Here is a 19,346-nt window from a genome sequence, read left to right on the forward strand (position 1 = left end):
GCAAATCACAGAGGGCAGTGCTTGGTGTTTTGTTATCGGATAAGGAAAAGAAAATGAAACGGGTTGGTTTAGTCGGTTGGCGCGGTATGGTGGGCTCGGTTCTGATGCAGCGTATGCAGGAAGAACGCGATTTTGATGTAATTGATCCCGTCTTTTTCACCACATCGCAAGCAGGTCAGGCAGCGCCGAACTTCGGTAAAGATGCTGGTACCCTGAAAGACGCTAACGATATTGCACAATTGGCCGAGATGGATGTGATTATCTCTTGCCAGGGCGGCGACTACACGACTGCGGTATTCTCTAAATTGCGTGCAGCGGGTTGGGAAGGCTACTGGATTGACGCGGCCTCAACGCTGCGTATGGAAGACGATGCCGTAATTATCCTCGATCCGGTGAACGACGACGTGATCCAGGGCGCGTTGGCTAAAGGCGTGAAAAACTACATCGGTGGCAACTGTACCAACTCGATCATGCTGATGGGTATGGGCGGTTTGTTTAAAGCGGGTTTGGTTGACTGGGTATCCTCAATGACCTACCAAGCAGCTTCAGGTGGCGGCGCGAATCACATGCGCGAATTGCTCAAAGGCATGGGCGTGGTTTACAACTCGGTGGCTGACGAGCTGGCAACGCCATCGTCTGCAATTCTGGAAATCGATAAAAAAGTCGCACACACGATTTCTAACGACGTACCGACCGAATTCTTCGGCGCGCCATTGGCGGGTGGCTTGATCCCTTGGATCGACAAACAGCTCGACAACGGTCAATCGAAAGAAGAGTGGAAAGGCCAAGCCGAAGTGAACAAAATCCTCGGTACTGACGCAACGATTCCAGTCGATGGCTTGTGCGTGCGTATCGGCGCAATGCGTTGCCACAGCTTGGCTTTGACGATCAAACTGAAACGCGATCTGCCATTGGCAGAAATCGAATCCATCATCAAATCGGGCAACGATTGGGTGAAATGGGTGCCCAACGATAGAGAAGTCAGCGTGAAAGAGCTGATCCCAGCGCAAATCACTGGCAAGCTTGATATTGGTGTAGGCCGTGTTCGTAAACTGAATATGGGCCCAGAGTACATCAGCGCGTTTGTGATTGGTGACCAGTTGCTGTGGGGGGCTGCCGAGCCATTGCGTCGCATGCTGCGGATTTTGCTGGCTAAGTAATTAGATTATTCAATAAAGTCTTTTGAAGCTACTCACCCCGCAATCTTTATTATTGCGGGGTGAGTAGCTTAATCCCCGCCCAAGTTTTTTTAATGCTCATCCCTTACAAAAGCCGGGATTAGCACTCAAACTTGGCTCAAATCAGCTGCAGCCTAGCCAATCAGGCTGACACTCTCTATATCGCCAGCAAAGCATTCAAATCTGACTCACTGATTTTTCTGTATCAATCCGGCCATCTGTTATTTTGCATATACGCTGACAACGCTCGGCCAGCTCAATGTCGTGCGTAACAATCACGAATCCGGTGCCGGTGTTTTGGGCCAATTCAATCATTAGATCAAAAACGGCCAAGGCGTTGCTGCGATCCAGATTGCCGGTGGGTTCATCGGCCAGCACGCAGGCGGGCTGGGTCACCAAAGCTCGGGCGATGGCGGCTCTTTGCCTTTCTCCACCCGATAGTTCGCCAGGTTTGTGTTCCAATCGGTGTTCAAGTCCCACTTGAGCGAGCATTTTGCTGGCTTGCGTTAAGGCGGCAGCCTTGTCCATGCGCCTAATTAGCAAGGGCATGGCGACATTTTCTATCGCGCTAAATTCGGGCAGCAAATGATGAAACTGATAAATAAAGCCCAGATGTGTATTGCGTAACTGGCCGCGGGCAGTTTCACCCAGCGCAAACGGATCTTGCCCCATTAGCTCGATACTGCCGGAGCTGGGTTGATCCAGCGCGCCCAGCAAATGTAGCAAGGTTGATTTGCCCGATCCGGACGCGCCGACCAGTGCGGTAATCTCGCCCCGGTGCAGGCTGAAATTGATGTCGTGCAGTACCGGCGTACTCAGTTTTCCGCTTTGGTAGCTTTTGCATACATTGCGGGCACTGAGAATGATTTCAGAAGTATTCATGATGAACTCATCAAAATAATAGCTAAGCAGCTCACACAGTCAGCTCTGGCTGTGTGTGCGGCCTCGGCGCGGTGAGTGTTTTGCATCGGGGTCTATTCGTAGCGCAAGGCTTCGGCCGGGTTGACTCGGGACGCGCGCCAGCTTGGATAAAGTGTGGCCAGCAGAGCCAGCAACAGCGAGATCACGCCAATGCTGATCACATCGCTGCTGATGACCTTGCTGGGCAACTCGGTAATCAGATAAACATCGGCGGAAAGAATCTGGCTGCCGATCAGCCGTTCAATAAACGGGACAATCGTGCCAATATTGAGCGCAACCAGCACGCCGCCCACTACGCCACTGGCCGTGCCTATCACGCCTGACATGGCACCCTGAACCAGAAAGATCTTCATGATAGAAGCGGGGGAGGCGCCCAATGTCCGCAGGATGGCAATATCGGCCTGCTTGTCGGTCACAACCATCACCAGCGTGGAAACCAGATTAAACGCTGCTACCGCAACAATCAGCGTCAGGATAATAAACATCATGCGCTTTTCGATCTCAACCGCCCGGAAATAGCTGGGGTTTTCCTGGCTCCAGTCGGCAACGATCAGTTCGGGCAGGCTCCGGTTGATTTCCCTGGCCACCTGTCGTGCTTGAAATAGGTCGTCAAGTTTGACCCGCACGCCAGTTACTGCGTCGCCAGTACGATAGAGTTTTTGCGCGTCCGACAGGTGGATGAGCGCCAGATTGGCGTCGTATGGGTAGTAATCGGCCTTGAAAATGCCAACGATATCAAATTGGCGCAGGCGCGGAATGAGGCCAGCCGGCGTGACCTGGCCCTGCGGCGTAATCAGCGTGACCTTATCGCCCATGGTTACGCCCAGCTCCTGCGCCAGATTCCAGCCCAGAATCACCGAAAATTCATTAGCGCGCAAATCGGCCGCAGAGCCCACCAGCATTTTGTCGGTGATCTCGCTGACTTTAGGCTCTTGAGCCGGTTCAATGCCCCGCACCAGTACGCCTTTCACCTGGCTGCCATTGGTAAATAATCCCTGACCCAGCACATACGGCGCTGTTCCTTTTACATGCAGGTTCTGCTCGGCGGTTTGGGCCGCGTTTTGCCAGTTGCCCAGGGCGCTGCCCGGCCCAGTGATTGTTATGTGCGAGGCCATGCCCAGAATGCGGTTGCGCACTTCTTCCTGAAAGCCATTCATCACCGATAGCACAATAATCAGCGCGGCAACGCCCAGCCCGATGCCGGCAATCGAAATCAGCTGGATAAAGGAGATAAAGCCATTGCGGCGTTTTGCCCGTGTGTAGCGTAAGCCGATGAGTAGTTCAAACATAGCGCTTGCCAAAGTCAAAGTGGTGGCAGTTTAGCACAGGCTGCCGCATTGCCCGGCAACGCTTGTGTCGTCGGACCAAGCCGCATTGTGCAAGGTGCACCAAATCCGGGGTGGCAGACAGCGGGTGATGAGTTTGTGCTGGAGTTTGAATTTGATATGGCGGGTATTGCCCTGTATGCATTGATAAATATGATCTACAGGTCAATACCCTGGTGCTTGATTAATGTGGGAACAAACAGTTTTTGTCATTGCCATGATTTGCTGGCCGAGCTATTTAGGAGCTGCTCTGTGTGAGCAGTGTTGGTTTTGCCACGTTCTCCTAGGCAATTACCTGTATTTAAGCGTTTGCTACTTGACAAGACTTCGGGCGGGATTTAATTTTCAAACACTCGTTTGAAATTGATTTTCATCAACTACAAAATCTAGTCGCTGGAGCTCACGATGGATGCAGTAAAAAACCTCGATACATCGACCCGGATTTTAAATGCCGCCGAGCTGCTGTTTATCGATCATGGCTTTGATGGCACTTCAATGCGGCAAATCACTGCCGCGGCCGAAGTGAATATCGCCGCGGTCAACTACTATTTCGGTTCAAAAGACGGCCTGTTTCAGGCGGTGTTTGAACGCCGTGCCGAGCCATTCGTGCGGCTTTCATTGGCCAAGCTGACCGAGCTGGAGTCTACCGTACAGGCCAACGATCCAATCGCCATAGCCGAATCATTTTTATCGGCAGCGCTCGAAATGGGGAGCAAGCCGGAATATGGTGGCCTGGTGTTTGTCCGGCTGCTGGCGCGCACCTACATCGAGCCGCGCGCCATTTTGAAAGAAAAAATCCCGCAGCGCTATGGTGAATTGACCCGCCGTTATCAGCAGGCACTCGAACGCGCTTTGCCTGAATTATCGGCAGCAGAAGTCGCCTGGCGCTTTCACTTTATGACCAGTGCAATGTTTAACGCCTTTGCTGGCAATCATGTGCTGCGCCTGTTTACCGCCCAGCCCATGGTCAATGCGCGTGATCCACAGCGCGTGGCGCAAATGTTGCTTCCCTTCATTTCTGCAGGCTTAACCAGCCCGGCAGCTGTTCAGGCCTAGGAGGCTATCATGACCCTCGTTATTTGCATGGCAATTGTTGTGGTGTTGCTGGGGGCGCTGGCGTACTTGCGTGCGCCGCTCTGGCTTAGCTCGGTGCTGATTTTGGCCGGTGCGGCGTATGGCACATTTGCTCAGGACACATCGCCGATCTGGTTTTATCTCCTGCTGACCATCGCGATCATCCTGAATGTCAAACCGCTGCGCCAGATTATTCTGACCGGCCCCCTGTTTGGCATTTTCCGCAAAATTACGCCGCCGATGTCGCAAACCGAGCAAGAAGCCATCGACGCCGGTACGGTGTGGTGGGATAGAGAGTTATTCAGCGGCAAACCAAATTTTGACGAGCTGCACAGCTATCCTGAACCTAAACTCAGCGCTGAAGAAGAAGCGTTTATCAATGGCCCGACCGAGCAACTATGCGCGATGCTCGATGATTGGGATATCACGCAAAATCGCAAAGATTTGTCGCCCGAGGTCTGGGATTTCATCAAGCAAAACGGCTTCTTGGGCATGATTATCAAGAAGGAATACGGCGGCAAACAGTTTTCCAATTACGCGCACGCCCGTGTTGTAACCAAGATCGCGACACGTTCGGGCAGCGCAGCTGTGACGGTTATGGTGCCCAATTCGCTCGGCCCGGGCGAGTTGCTGCAACACTATGGCACTGAAGCGCAGAAAAACTACTATCTACCCCGTCTGGCCAAAGGCGAAGAACTTCCATGCTTTGCACTGACCAGCCCCGAAGCTGGCTCGGATGCGGGCGGTATTCCTGATTACGGCGTCGTGACGCGCGGCAGTTATACCGATAAACGCACTGGCGAGCGCCATGAGAACGTCCTCGGCATACGCCTGAGCTGGGAAAAACGCTATATCACACTCGGCCCGGTGGCGACGATTCTGGGTATGGCGTTTAAATTGTACGACCCCGATCATTTGATCGGCACCAAGGACGATGTGGGCATTACCTGCGCACTGATTCCGACCAATCATGATGGTGTGCACATTGGCCGCCGCCATTACCCCGGCACCAGCACTTTCCAGAATGGCCCGAACTGGGGCAAAGACGTGTTTATCCCGATGGATTGGGTGATTGGCGGGCAGGATTATGTCGGTCAAGGCTGGAAAATGCTGGTTGAGTGCCTGTCGGTTGGCCGCTGCATCTCACTGCCAGCGATGTCGGTGGCATCGGGGAAACTGGCTGCGTATACCACGGGTGCTTATGCGCGGATTCGTAGTCAGTTTGGCCTCTCAATTGGCCGCTTTGAAGGCGTCGATGAAGCTTTGGGTCGCATCGGTGGCTACACCTATCAGATGGATGCGGCGCAACGCTTGGCGCTGACCGCGCTCGATATGGGCGAAAAACCATCGGTCTTGTCGGGGATTTTGAAATACCACAATACCGAACGCATGCGCAAAACCATCAATGACGCCATGGACGTTCACGCTGGTAAAGCAGTATGTATCGGCCCGCGGAACTACTTGGCATTGGGCTACCAGGCGATACCCGTCGCTATTACGGTAGAGGGCGCGAATATTCTGACGCGCAGCATGATTATCTTTGGTCAAGGCGCAATTCGTTGCCATCCTTTTGTATTAAAAGAACTGCGCGCGGCAATGAGCAAGGATTTGAACGCCTTTGACGACGCGGTAATCGGCCATATCGGCTTTGCGATATCCAATAAAGTGCGTGCTTTCTGGCTCGGCCTCACTGGCGCACGCTTTGTTGTGTCACCGAAAGACGGGCCAACCGCGCAGAATTATCGCGATATTGTGCGGTTTTCCAGTGCTTTTGCTTTCCTCGCCGATCTGGGGATGGGTACGCTCGGTGGCAGCCTGAAATTTAAAGAGAAACTCTCCGCTCGCCTTGGTGATATGTTGTCCAACCTCTATATCGCCACCGCCGCACTGAAGAAATTTCACGACGATGGTGAGCCCAAAGAAGATCGTCCTCTGGTGCGCTGGGCCGTTGAAACTGCGCTCTACGATTGTCAGGAAGCAATGAATGGCTTTCTGGCCAATCACCCGAATCGCTTTATCGCCTGGTGCGCCCGCCGGATTGTATTTCCGTGGGGCATGAGCATGAAAGCGCCTGCTGATCGTGTGGGAACCCGGATTGCCCGCACGTTGATGGAGCCCTCGGTGGCGCGTGATCGTCTGGTGAAATACATGTATCGCCCGAATGACGAGGCAGATGCGGTCGGCGTGTTGGAGTTTGCCCTTAAAGCGGTGATTGAAACCGAAGGCGTGGAAAGCAAATTACGCCGTGCGCAGCGTGAAGGCCAGCTCAAAGCATTAACTGGCAGCGAGCGCTTGCAGGAAGCACTTGATCAGGGTTTGTTGACGCAGGAGGAATTTGCTGCGGTAACCCGCGCCCGCCGCCTCAAACGCGAAGTCATTATGGTCGACGATTTTGACGCCAATTTAAGCAACCCAGACCCTGATGCAATTCGGCGGACTATTGTTTAACGATGTCATCGCTGCGCCTGCGGCAATCAATGGCCCTAGGCCAGAATTGATTTGACCTGCAACTTGATACTGAATAAGGGTCGGACAAAGAGCTGGCTCATTGATGCACTGCCTCTTGGAGAAACGATAATGACGCAAAGCGCTTTTTCACTCAAAACCACGGTACGTTCGTTACAAATGATTGGCCTGCTTGGCGCTTTGCTCGGCTCTGGTCAGGCACTGGCTTCGGGCTATAACTTTGGCACGCAGAGTGCCAGCAATCAGGGCGTGGCCAATTCGGGCGCAGCCGGGATGAACGATGCTTCGGTTTTGTTCTATAACCCGGCAGGTCTGGCCCAGGTGGAAGGCACGCAAGTGGCGGGTGTGCTCAACTACATCATGCCTGACGGCAAATTTAGCGATACTGGATCAACGAATGCTGCAGGCCGCCCGATTGTGGGCAGCAATGGTGGCAGCTTTGGCGTGAGCACGCCGGTGCCGCATCTGTATCTATCGCATCAGCTGAATGATCGCCTGACCGTGGGTGCCGGGCTGTTTGTGCCTTTTGGTTCGCACACCGATTACAGCAAGGATTGGGTAGGGCGCTACAACACGACCGAAAGCTCGCTGTCGACGTTTAATTTCAACCCTTCGCTGGCCTACAAAGTGAACGAGATGCTGACGATTGGTGCTGGTGTGAGCGTGCAGTATATCGACGGCAAGCTGGCCAAACAGCTGGATCTGGGCTCTTCGGCCGCACGTTCGGCGTTGACTGCCGTGTGTACGCCAGCCCCATTGTCGCCACAATGTACTGCCGTACGTGCCGCTGCTGCGCAGATTTCCAGCAATACCGCTTACGATGGCAGTAGCGAGGTGAGTGGTGACGATATAGGGTATGGCTTTAACCTTGGCGCAACCATTAACTTCTCGGCCGATACCCGTATGGGTATTGCGTATCGCTCGGCCATCCGCCACAAGCTGGAGGGTGATGCGAAATTTACTGTGCCGCAAAACTTCGCCAGCAGCCCACTGGGGCCGGTGCTGGGGGGCGGCATTCAAGCTGGCCTGAATGCCCAACTGAGCAATACCAAAGCCACTTTGCAGGTTGAAACCCCGGAATCTTTCTCGATTAATGGCTTTCACCAGATTAATGAGCAATGGGCAGTCATGGCCGATTACACCTGGACCCGCCATTCGCGATTTGAAGAGATCCGTATCAAGCTCGATGGCAAGGCTGACTCGGTCACGCCAACCAATTGGAACAACACCAGCCGTTACTCCATTGGTGCAACGTATAAAGCCAGCGAAAAATGGCTGATCCGTACTGGTCTGGCATACGACAATGCGCCGGAAAACGACGCCAACCGCATTGCCAGCATCCCCGACAGCGACCGGATCTGGGTGGCACTGGGTGCCAACTACGCTATTTCGCCAAGCCAGTCGATTGACATTACCGCGATCTACGTTGATCTGGCCAAGGCCAAAGTGGCACAAACCGACCAGAACGGCGCAACAGTACGGGGCAATTACGATGTCAGCTCTATCACCCTGGGCGCGCAGTACAACCATCGTTTCTGATTGTTAACGCCATCCGGGGCGCTGGTCACTGGCCAACCCCGGATCAATCAGGCAGGGCCATGCCCTGTGTTACACCAGCTCAGCCGAGGCCACCACAATGACTGTATTGAAACAACCAGCAACGCCGCAGATCCGCCGTGTCGCCGTATTGGGCGCAGGCGTGATGGGCGCGCAAATCGCCGCGCATTTATCCAATGCCGGGATTACCACGGTGCTCTTTGATTTGCCCGCACCGTCGGGCGAGCCCAATGGCATTGCACTCAAAGCGATTGAAAACCTGAAAAAGCTCAAACCGGCTCCGCTGATGTCGGCGAGCCGTGTCGATGGCATAACACCCGCCAATTATGGCAGCGATCTGGCCCTGCTGGCCGATTGCGATCTGGTGATCGAAGCGATTGCCGAGCGCCTCGATTGGAAATCAGATCTCTACGCCAAAATCGCGCCGCATCTAGCGCCGCATGCGATTTTAGCGACCAATACCTCGGGTCTGTCGATTGAGAGTCTGGCGCAAGCTGTGCCTGCCGAGCTGCGTGCGCGTTTTTGCGGTATCCATTTTTTCAACCCGCCACGTTATATGTATCTGGTTGAACTCATTGCTACGCAAGGCGTACACGGCGATACCCTCGATGCTTTGGAAACTTTCCTGACGCTGCGTCTGGGCAAAGGCGTAGTACGCGCCAAAGATACGCCCAACTTTATCGCCAACCGCATCGGCGTTTTCTCGATGCTGGCGACGATCAAGCATGCGCAGGATTTCGGCATTCGCTTTGACGTTGTGGACGATCTCACTGGCCCGCGTTTGGGGCGGCCTAAATCAGCCACTTTCCGCACCGCCGATGTGGTGGGCTTGGATACCTTCGCGCATGTCGTTAAAACAATGACCGATACGCTGGGTGATGATCCGTGGCATAAGCTGTTTGCATCGCCCGAGTGGCTGCAAAAGCTGATCGCTGGCGGCGCTTTGGGGCAGAAAACCCGCCAGGGTATTTATAAAAAAGTCGGCAAAGATTTGCTGGTGCTCGATCCTGCAACAGGTGATTACGTCGCTGGCGGGCAAAAAGGTAGCGATGCTGTCAAAGCATTGCTCAAGATTGCTGATCCTGCCGAACGGATTTGCGCACTGCGCGAATCTGAGCTGCCTGAGGCGCAATTTATCTGGGCTTGTCTGCGCGATGTGTGGCACTACATCGCCGTACAGCTGGAGCACATTGCCGATAACGCCCGTGATGTGGACTTTGCGATTCGCTGGGGCTTTGGCTGGAATCAAGGCCCGTTTGAAATGTGGCAAGCGGCTGGCTGGCAAGCAGTTGCTCAGGCCATTAACGCTGATATCGCAGCAGTTAAAACACTGTCTGCTACGGCGTTGCCAGCCTGGGTGTTGAATCGTGACGGCGTGCATGGCGAGCAAGGCTCGTTCAATGCGGCGAGTGGCGCCTTGGTGGCGAGATCGAACTTGCCGGTGTATCAACGTCAGCTTTATCCGCCGCAAGTGCTGGGTGAAGTAGCGCCCGATTACGGCCAAACAGTCTATGAAAATGACAGCGTACGTATGTGGTTGCCGCCCGTTGCTGCAGGCGGCAACGATGTACCGGTACTGTCATTCAAAACCAAGGCCCATTGTATTGGTGCTGGGGTATTGGCTGGGGTGCAAGAAGCTATCAAGATCGCAGAGCAATACTATCAAGGTCTGGTGATCTGGCATCCAGAAGCGCCATTCTCGGTCGGTGCTGATTTGATGAGCATGGGCCCGGCGTTTATGACCGGTGATTTTGCCGCAATTGAAACCATGGTCGCCGAATTTCAAAACACCTCGCAAGCCATTAAATACGCCAAAGTGCCCGTCGTTGGCGCGGCACAAGGCTACGCTTTTGGCGGCGGTTGCGAGTTCTTGATGCACTGCGCCCGCGTGGTGGCGCATGTTGAAACCTATATTGGTCTGGTCGAAGTCGGCGTCGGCCTCTTACCAGCTGGCGGTGGTTGCAAAGAGTTTGCACTGCGCGCATCCAAGCTGGCGCGCAACGGCAATATTCTGGAAATCCTGAAAGATTATTACCTTGCGATGGCGACCGCCAAAGTCGGCACCAGTGCCGAAGAAGGTCAGCAGATCGGCTATTTGAAAGAGTCTGACGTCATCGTGATGAACGCCAATGAGCTGCTGTTTGTCGCTCAAGCGCAAGTCCGCGCAATGGCCGCCACGGGCTATCGCGCACCGGTGCCGCCCAAAGCCTTTGCGGTGGCGGGGCGTTCGGGGGCGGCGACTATTCGTGGTCAGCTCGTTAATATGCTCGAAGGTGGGTTTATTTCCAAATACGACTATCACATCGGCATGCAAATCGCTGATGTGGTCACCGGCGGCGACGTTGAGGCGGGCACCTTGGTGAACGAGGACTGGATCTTGAAGCTGGAGCGTGAGCGCTTTATCGGTTTGCTGAAAAAAGGCAAAACGCAGGAGCGGATCATGCACATGATTGAGTTTAACAAACCACTGCGCAACTAAAAGGCGCACTGGAAAAGGCTGCGCCTCCTGTGATCTCGCGTCGTGCGATGCTCGGAATCCTCATGGACTTGATGTCCATTCCGGTTCCTGCGCTTCTGACTCCACGACCTGACAGGGGCTCGCTCTCTTCCAATGTCGCCTTTGGCATCTAACTAAACGATGCTTATCCAAATTTGGAATAAGGAGCTCGGAATGAGCAAACAAATTCAAGAAGCTTATGTCGTTGCCGCCGTGCGCAGCCCAGTCGGTAAAGCGCCGCGCGGTATGCTGAAAAATGTTCGACCCGATGACTTGCTCGCGCATGTGCTCAAAGCCGCGATGGCGAAAGTGCCGGGGCTAGATCCGGCGCTGGTGGAAGACGTCGTTGTCGGCTGCGCGATGCCCGAAGGCGAGCAGGGCATGAATGTCGCGCGTATCGGGGCGCTGCTCGCTGGCCTGCCCAATACGGTGGGCGGGATCACGATTAATCGCTTTTGTTCGAGCGGGATTAATGCGGTGGCGCTGGCGGCTGACAAAATCCGCTTGGGTGAAGCCGATGTGATGATTGCGGCCGGTACCGAATCGATGTCGATGGTGCCAATGGGGGGGAATAAACTCTCGCTGGGTAGCTCGATTTACGAGCGAGATGAAAATGTCGCGATCGCCTACGGCATGGGGCTGACCGCTGAAAAAGTCGCACAGCAGTGGGGTATCTCGCGCGAAGACCAAGATGCATTTGCCCTGCAATCACATACCCGTGCTTTGGCTGCCGCAGCTAGTGATGCGTTTAGCGATGAAATCGCGCCACTGGATGTAACCTACCGCGTACCCAATCTGGCCACCGGCGAAGTTGAGCTGGTCAGCAAAACCATCACGCAAGACGAAGGCCCGCGTGCGGATACCAGCTTGGAGGGCTTAGCTAAGCTCAAAACGGTCTTCTCTGCAAAAGGCTCCGTTACGGCAGGCAATAGCTCACAAATGTCGGATGGCGCTGCGGCGCTGATTTTGGTGTCGGAAAAAATCCTTAAGCAATTCAATCTGACGCCGCTGGCCAAATATGTGACGTTTGCGGTGAAAGGCGTGCCACCAGCCATCATGGGCATTGGTCCGAAAGAAGCGATTCCTGCCGCCTTAAAACAAGCGGGTTTGAGCTTAGATCAGCTCGAATGGATTGAGCTCAACGAGGCTTTTGCCGCGCAAGCTTTGGCGGTGAGTCGCGATTTGGGCTTGGACATGAGCAAAGTGAATCCAAACGGCGGCGCCATCGCCTTGGGTCATCCGCTGGGCGCTACCGGCGCAATCCGTGCCACCACGCTGATTCATGGTCTGCGTCGGCAGGGCAAAGCGGGCAGCTACGGCATGGTGACGATGTGTATTGGTACTGGGATGGGCGCAGCGGGGATTCTGCAGGTGCTTTAAGTTAATCCGCTTTTTAAGCCTCAACCCGCTTCGCGCGGGTTTTTTTCCGCTTTCAATGGGCTTTTGTACCGTATTCAGGAGTAAGCAATGAAACATACATTATTGATGGCAGTGATTTTGGGCGCATTTCAGCTGGGTGCGGTGCAACTAACGGCAGCGGCCGAGCTTGAAGGCGTCAAGCTGGCCGATCAGCTCGAGCTGGCAGGCCAGACCTTGCAGCTCAATGGTGCAGGGCTGCGCAAGAAAATGGTCTTTGATGTCTACGTCGCCGCCTTGTACGCCACCAGCAAAAGCAATGACGCTGCACAACTACTCAATGCCAGAACGACAAAACGCATGCAGCTCACCATGCTGCGTAGCGTAGAGGGCAAAGCGCTGGCCGAAGCGCTGCGTGAAGGCTTGCAAGACAATCTGAGCGCCAGCCAGTTTGCCGCACAGGCAGGACGGATTGCCGAGCTGGAGAAGATCCTGCTGGAAACCAAGGTAGCGAACAAAGGCGATGTGATCAATCTGGATTTTATTGCCGGGCAGGGCACCCGCATTCAGTTTCGCGGGCAGCAAATTGGCAGCATTCCATCCGATGAGTTTGCCCGGGATCTGCTGCTGATCTGGCTGGGTAGCAAGCCGGTTCAGGAGAATCTGAAGGCCAGATTGCTGGGGCGCTAGCCTAGTGTTTCACGTTTTGTTTGGGTGTGGAAGTATGTAGTTTAGTTACGATCTGGGTTTGGTGTTGATCTGTTGTAGTTACGGTTTAATGACGTATTTACTAGTGTTTATATCTATCTTTGTAGTTATTGTGAATAGTTGTTACAAATATGTACGTAGCAATACTACAAAAAGACTTGCGCTAATTTCGTAGTTTTGATAAAGTTCACTCATCGAAAGAAAAGACAGCTACCTCAGTGTGAGGCGGCACTAATGCAAGGAGATAGACCATGCGTTCAATGATGAAATTTTCCAAAACTGTAGAAGCTTTCCAGCAATTGCTCGTTAAATCGTACGGCTGGACACTGACTCTGCCTCGCTAAGCGAGTGGCAAACCGGTTTCGTAGTGTGTAGTAAATCGTAGTGTTGTAGTACCCGCGACGAAAGTTGCGTTATCGACTCCATCCTCCTGTGCCCGATTCAGTCAACATCGCAAGATGTTTGCTAATCGGGTTTTTTTTGTCCAAATAACGGCGCTTTCCATTGTGGCAAGACAGTTTTTGGTAAAGTGATGTTTTTCCCTGCGAGCTTGTTCTGTGCGATTGCTTACACTGCTCTGTGCCATTTCGATTGCCATTTCGACGACTATCGCCGCACCGGCGTGGGCAGAGACAGAGACTTTCCGCTATGACATCCGGCTGGAAGCGCCTTCCGCAGCGCGCGATTTGCTAGTCAAACATTTGAACATCTACAAATGGCAGCAGAAAAACCGCTTTACCCCCGAGCTATTGCAGCGTGAACTCAGCGCGCTGCCTGCCGCGGCCAGCGATTTGTTGGCCACCGAAGGCTATTTTGATGCCAAGGTGGAGGCCACGCTGAGTGAAGATACCGCCACGGTGTATATCAAGGTAGATCTTGACGAGCAAACGATGGTGGGCAATACCTCTGTTGTTTTGCAAGGCGCGATTGTTGACGACGCCGAGCGTTACGCCACGTTGATGCAGCGCTTTAGCCGCCGTGGTGATTTGCTTGAGGACGGGCCATTTAGCCAGTCAATCTGGGATGATTTTAAAAAGCGCGCTTTGCAAACCGTGCAGGCGCGGGACTACCCGGCAGCCAGCCTGCTCGACAGTGAGGCGCTGATTGACCCGGTGCGCAAAGAAGCGCAATTCAATCTGCTGATCGATAGCGGCCCGGCTTATGTATTTGGCCCGGCAACGATTAACGGATTATCGCGTTACCCGGAAAGCCTGGTTCAGGAGCGGATCAAAATTGCCGAAGGCAGCCGCTATAGCCGCTCGGCGCTCAATGACTTGCAGGCCGACCTGCAAAGCATGCCGCACTTTGCTACCGCGCTGGTCGATGTGCAATTGCCGCAGCAAGCGCCCTATGTGGCGCCGATCCGCGTCGATGTGCAGGAAGTGCCATTCAAGCGCTGGAATGGCAGCCTGGGTTACAGTACCAATACACGTTTCAAATCCGAAGCCGCTTACCGCTATCATGATCTGTTCGACAAAGGCTGGGTATTTGACGGCCGTGTGCGGCTGGAACAGCTGGAGCAGGCCGCCGAAGCCAGTGTGACTTTTCCGCGTGGGGCGAGCAATTGGGAGCATCGTGTCTGGGGCTCGGTGCTGGCGCAGGATTTGCAGGGTTTGAATTCGCATTTATATAAAACCGGCATTTCGCGTGTGCAGAAAAAAGATGAAATCGAGCGTTTTTTTGCCCTGCAGTACCAGATCGAGTCACGCAAATTCGACGGCGGTGGTGAGGAATACCCGCAATCGTTTACGCTCAATCATGTCTGGACCCAGCGCAAGCTCGATAACCCCAATAATCCGCGCAATGGTTATCTGCTGCAGCTGGAAGCGGGCGGCGCGCTCAAGCAGATTTTGAGCGATGCCAGCTTTTTGCGGCTGTATGGCCGTGGTGTTTATTACTCGCGCATTGGCCAGCAGGGGCAGTTTATCGGGCAGGCCAGCGTAGGGCAGACGTTCTCGGGCTCGCCCGCCGGGATTACCAGTGACTGGCTATTCCGGGCCGGTGGCGCGGGCAGCGTGCGCGGCTATGATTATCAATCGCTGGGTGTACAGAGCAATGGCTCGACCGTGGGCGGGCGTGTGCTGGCCACGGCCTCGCTGGAATACCAGCATCCGGTGATTCGCGATTGGCGGGCAGCGGCTTTTGTTGATTACGGCGGAGCAGGCGCCGACTGGCAAAGCCTGCAGCCGGTCACAGGGCTGGGGCTGGGCGCGCGCTGGAATAGCCCGGTTGGGCAGGTCGGGATGGATCTGGCTTATGGCGTGGATTACCAGCAAATTCGTTTCCACTTTGCAATGGGGTTGGCATTTTGACGACATCCGGCCTGCCTGATCCGGCAACACCCGCGACCGAGCAAGTAGAAAGTCTCGCCGCGCCCGCTGCTGAGCCACAAGAGGCTGGCCGGCAAGGCAGCAAACCGCCTTATGGCTTTGTGCGGCGTTTGCTGCGCGCCGTGTTCTGGAGCACCTTAGTTACTTTCAGCTTGATTGCCTTGCTGCTGTTTCTGGCACTAAGCTGGTTTAATTCAGCCTCCGGCCGTTACTGGCTGACCGATGCGATCAATCGCAGCCAAGTGGTCAGCGTGGCCGCGATTGAAGGCTCATTCTGGTCTGAGCTGCAGATCAAGCAGCTCAGCGTGAAAACCGACGATCTCACTCTGGCACTGGACTATGGGGTATTTGAGTGGGAGCCATATATGCTCTTACTTCGCGACCTATACCTGCCTAAGGTTTCTTTAGGCGAATTGTCCATTCAAACCAAAGCTGCGCCGCCCAATGCGCCACCCACGCCTGCGCCCGATAGCTTATCGCTGCCTTTTGGTATTCATCTGGATGAATTTTCGCTCGCCAAATTAAATATCAATGGCAATCTGCTCACCGATATTCGCGGCCGGGTATCGAGTAATGGCCGTTTCCACCGCTTGCAGCTTGAGCAGTTGCAAGTGCCTCAAGGGCGTCTGGCCGCTGCGCTCAATATCACCGGCAAAAAACCGTTTCACAGTGCGGGCTCTTTTGTTTTAAGCGGTCAGCTGGAAGGCGAGGCGATTCAAGCCGTTGGTCAGCTGGAAGGGCCATTGCGCGCGCTAATGGTACAGGCCTCGGTGACCCATCCGCGCTTGAGTGGGAAAATCAGCGTGCAAGCCGATGCGTTTGCGCCATACGCTTATCAGCTGGTTCGTCAGGGCCAGATCAATGTGCGCGGTCTTAATCCATCGCTGTGGCAGAGTGACGCACCGCAGGCCCGGCTGGATCTGGATGCCCGCTTTGAGCCGGTGAAAGACGGGGTCGATGGGCAGCTGACGCTGAAAAATCACCTGCCGGGTGCGCTCGATCAACATCAATTGCCGCTGCTGCACGCCACGTTGCAATTTGCCCTGCGCGATCAGACGCTGAACATTGCCCGCCTTGATGTGCAGTTGCCGGGCAAAAGCAGCGTGCAGGCTCGCGGCCAGATTGAGCAAGGGACGCTGGATTTGCAGCTGCAAGCACAGCAAATCGATCCGCAAACGCTGTGGTCGCCGCAGCCCAAGGGTGAAATGAATGGCAAACTGCAGCTTAAAGGCCCCTGGCTGACGCCGGGTGTGTCGGGCGAAATTAGCGATGTGCAAAGGCAGGCCAAATTAAAGCTCGATATTGGCTGGATCAAGCCTGAGACCGAGCGCCGCCTGGCGATCCGCCAGCTGCAATTGAGCCGGGGGGGCAGCCAACTGGCGGCCAAGGGCGAATTCAATCTGCAGGCGCAGCAGGATTTTGCCGCTGAGCTCACGCTGAAAAACATCAATCCAGCCGAGTTTGCCCAGATACCTGCCGGACGTATATCCGGGCAGGCTAATATCAAAGGGAAGTTGCAGCCTAAACCCCTCTTGGATCTACAGTTCCAGCTGCAGGACAGCGTATTTAACCAGCAAGCGCTAACCGGGCGGGGTAGCGTGCAGCTCAGTGCCGAGCGCCTGAGCCAGAGTGATTTCTGGCTGGCGCTGGGCAATAACCGCATCAGTGCCAGCGGCGCGCTGGGCTTGCCTGCCGATCGCTTGCAACTGGTGCTGGATGTGCCCAATCTGGCCGTGCTGGGCAGCCAGTTTGCTGGCCGCATTGACGGTGATGCGACGCTCTCTGGTGCATTGCTGCATCCACGAGTAGATGCCCGGCTGCAGATCAGACAGCTGGCCACGCCTTTTGCCGTGAAAGTGCAGCAGGCCGATATCGATCTGGCGCTCAGCAGTGATTTGCAGGGGCCGATTCGAATTGGCGGCAAAGTTCAGCAGTTGGTTTACGCACAAACCCGGCTGGATCAGCTGACGCTGGCGATCAATGGCACGATGCAGCAGCATGATATTAATCTGCAGGCGACTGGCAGGCAGGCGATGGCTCCGCCTGAGCCTGGCAAAGCCGAGTCCGGCGAGCTTGTCGCACTGGCGCTCGATTGGCAATCGCGTGGCGGCTTTGACGCGCAGCGGCGCTGGCAAGGGCAGATTCTGGCTTTGTCAGGGCAGGCCGGTTTGCCATTCAAACTGCAAAACTCGCCCAAACTGGTCCTGGCCAGCGATGAGTTCGACCTTGACCCGGCCAGCCTCGCCATCGGTGCAAGCCAGATTCAGCTGCAGCAAACGCAGTGGAAAAAAGGAACTTTTGTCTCCAGCGGCCAATTGCGCTCGCTAGCGCTGGCTGAATGGTTGAAGTTGGGCAAAATTGCCAATCCCGTCTCCGATTTACAATTGGTTGGAGATTGGCAAATCAGGCAGAGCGGGGTTTTAAACGGCACATTCAATCTGGCACGTGTGAGCGGTGATGTGCGCTGGCATGACGCACAACGGGGAGTCATCCCGCTGACGCTGCGCAAGCTGAGTGCAAGCGGCCAGCTGGAGATGAACCGGCTCAATATTCAGGCGCAGCTCGAGAGCGAGAAATTTGGCCAGCTGGGTCTGACGGCCTCGGCGCTGGCCGATCTGGCACAAGGCGGGTTTGATGCCGCTGCGCCAGTTAGCGCCAGCATCAAGGGCACATTGCCCAATCTGAGTGTGTTTGCGCCTTTTCTGGGGCCGGACACCAAGCTGGCTGGTGATGCCGTGCTTGATGTGCGTGTTAGCGGAAGTGTTAGCGAGCCACAATTGGGCGGCAGCATCCGCGCGGCACATCTGCTTTACGCCGATACGCAGGCCGGAATCAAGCTGCAGGACGGAGAGCTGGAGCTTGCGCTGAGTAATCAGGATGCGATTTTGAAGTCGTTTTCCGCCAAAAGTGTATCCAAAGGCGAGATTAAGGCTTCGGGCTCGCTCAGTCTGGCCGGTGGTAAGCCCAATGGCCAGCTCAAGCTGCTGGCCGAGCGTTTTACGCTGATCAGCAAGCCGGAAATGCTGCTGGTGCTGAGCGGGCAGGGTGGTTTAAGCGTGGTAGACGGTGTGCTCAGCGTGAACGGCAGCTTTAAGGCCGACGCGGGCGATATTCAGTATCAATCTTCTGATGTGCCCAAGCTGTCAAATGATGTACGCGTCATCGGCAGGGAGAATAAACCCCGCTCAGCGAATGTGATGAAGCTCAATATGTTGCTTGATTTTGACCTGGGCGATCAGTTTGTTTTCCGTGGCTACGGCTTGGAAAGTCGCTTACTGGGCAAGCTCAGATTGAACGCCGTGCCAAATCAATTGTTGACAGCCTCGGGCACCATTACTACCGAGGGCGGCGAATACAAGGCGTATGGGCAAAAACTGGTGATTGAGCGCGGTATTTTGTCGTTTCAGGGCGCGGTCGATAATCCATCACTCGATATTCTGGCCATGCGCCGCAATCAGGCGGTTGAGGCCGGTGTGCAAGTCAGCGGCCATGCCTATGCGCCGCGTGTCAGCTTGTACTCTGAGCCCAATGTGCCAGACGCGGAAAAGATCTCCTGGCTGCTGTTTGGTCACGGCAGCGACAGCATGGCCAAATCCGATGGAGCGCTGGTACTGCAGTTGCTCAACGCGATGGCGAGCAATGGCGGCAATGGAAAAGGCCTGACCGACGAAATTCTGGGTAATTTCGGCATTGATGAAGTCGGCTACAAGTCCAAGGAAGAGGACGATGGCACGACGACGCAGGTGGTGACGGTGAGCAAGCATTTGAGCAAATCACTGCGCGTCTCGCTAGAGAAAAGCTTTAACGGTCTGAGCGATGCGGTGAGTTTCACCTTGCAGCTATCGCGCAACTGGTCGCTAGTGTCCCGTATCGGCGTGGATAATAGTGCAGTGGATGTGAAATACACACTGACTTCAGACTAAATAAGCAGTCC

11 protein-coding genes are annotated in these 19,346 nt (G+C 54.9%); 9 read left to right on the plus strand and 2 right to left on the minus strand.

Annotation, left to right across the window (positions count from 1 at the left end; translation table 11 throughout):
* The first annotated feature begins 53 nt into the window (after positions 1-53).
* Entirely contained in the window at positions 54-1,160 is a 1,107-nt protein-coding gene (asd, locus tag FLS37_RS08890; RefSeq protein WP_157669540.1) for an aspartate-semialdehyde dehydrogenase, read from the plus strand.
* Between the two features lie 195 nt (positions 1,161-1,355).
* On the opposite strand, the gene lolD is transcribed toward asd, so the two are convergent.
* Entirely contained in the window at positions 1,356-2,060 is a 705-nt protein-coding gene (gene lolD / locus FLS37_RS08895; RefSeq protein WP_157669541.1) for a lipoprotein-releasing ABC transporter ATP-binding protein LolD, read from the minus strand.
* A 92-nt stretch (positions 2,061-2,152) separates the two neighbouring features.
* Positions 2,153-3,388 (minus strand): lipoprotein-releasing ABC transporter permease subunit, encoded by a 1,236-nt coding sequence (locus FLS37_RS08900; protein ID WP_157669542.1) that lies wholly within the window; start codon positions 3,386-3,388, stop codon positions 2,153-2,155.
* Positions 3,389-3,829: 441 nt separating this feature from the next.
* Here FLS37_RS08900 and FLS37_RS08905 point away from each other — a divergent pair, with 441 nt between their 5' ends.
* The 8 genes from FLS37_RS08905 to FLS37_RS08940 all read left to right on the plus strand — a co-directional run bounded on the left by FLS37_RS08905 (position 3,830) and on the right by FLS37_RS08940 (position 19,335).
* Positions 3,830-4,480 (plus strand): TetR/AcrR family transcriptional regulator, encoded by a 651-nt coding sequence (locus FLS37_RS08905; protein WP_157669543.1) that lies wholly within the window; start codon positions 3,830-3,832, stop codon positions 4,478-4,480.
* A 9-nt stretch (positions 4,481-4,489) separates the two neighbouring features.
* Entirely contained in the window at positions 4,490-6,946 is a 2,457-nt protein-coding gene (locus FLS37_RS08910) for an acyl-CoA dehydrogenase (RefSeq protein ID WP_157669544.1), read from the plus strand.
* A 129-nt stretch (positions 6,947-7,075) separates the two neighbouring features.
* Positions 7,076-8,503, plus strand: a complete 1,428-nt coding sequence (locus tag FLS37_RS08915) for an OmpP1/FadL family transporter (RefSeq protein ID WP_157669545.1) — start codon at positions 7,076-7,078, stop codon at positions 8,501-8,503.
* A 97-nt stretch (positions 8,504-8,600) separates the two neighbouring features.
* Entirely contained in the window at positions 8,601-11,000 is a 2,400-nt protein-coding gene (locus tag FLS37_RS08920; protein ID WP_157669546.1) for a 3-hydroxyacyl-CoA dehydrogenase/enoyl-CoA hydratase family protein, read from the plus strand.
* A gap of 192 nt (positions 11,001-11,192) precedes the next feature.
* Positions 11,193-12,398, plus strand: coding sequence for an acetyl-CoA C-acyltransferase (locus FLS37_RS08925; RefSeq protein WP_157669547.1), 1,206 nt, complete (start codon positions 11,193-11,195; stop codon positions 12,396-12,398).
* An 87-nt stretch (positions 12,399-12,485) separates the two neighbouring features.
* Complete coding sequence (locus FLS37_RS08930; protein ID WP_157669548.1) at positions 12,486-13,064, plus strand: chalcone isomerase family protein; 579 nt, start codon at positions 12,486-12,488, stop codon at positions 13,062-13,064.
* Between the two features lie 575 nt (positions 13,065-13,639).
* A complete protein-coding gene (locus FLS37_RS08935; RefSeq protein ID WP_157669549.1) occupies positions 13,640-15,394 on the plus strand; it encodes an autotransporter assembly complex family protein in 1,755 nt (584 codons plus the stop codon).
* Positions 15,391-19,335 carry a translocation/assembly module TamB domain-containing protein gene (locus FLS37_RS08940; protein ID WP_157669550.1) on the plus strand — a complete coding sequence of 1,315 codons (3,945 nt, stop codon included), beginning with the start codon at positions 15,391-15,393 and terminating at the stop codon, positions 19,333-19,335. The genes FLS37_RS08935 and FLS37_RS08940 overlap by 4 nt, the downstream gene beginning before the upstream one ends.
* Positions 19,336-19,346 lie beyond the last annotated feature (11 nt).

The organism is Chitinibacter sp. GC72 (assembly GCF_009760905.1).
Lineage (GTDB): Bacteria > Pseudomonadota > Gammaproteobacteria > Burkholderiales > Chitinibacteraceae > Chitinibacter.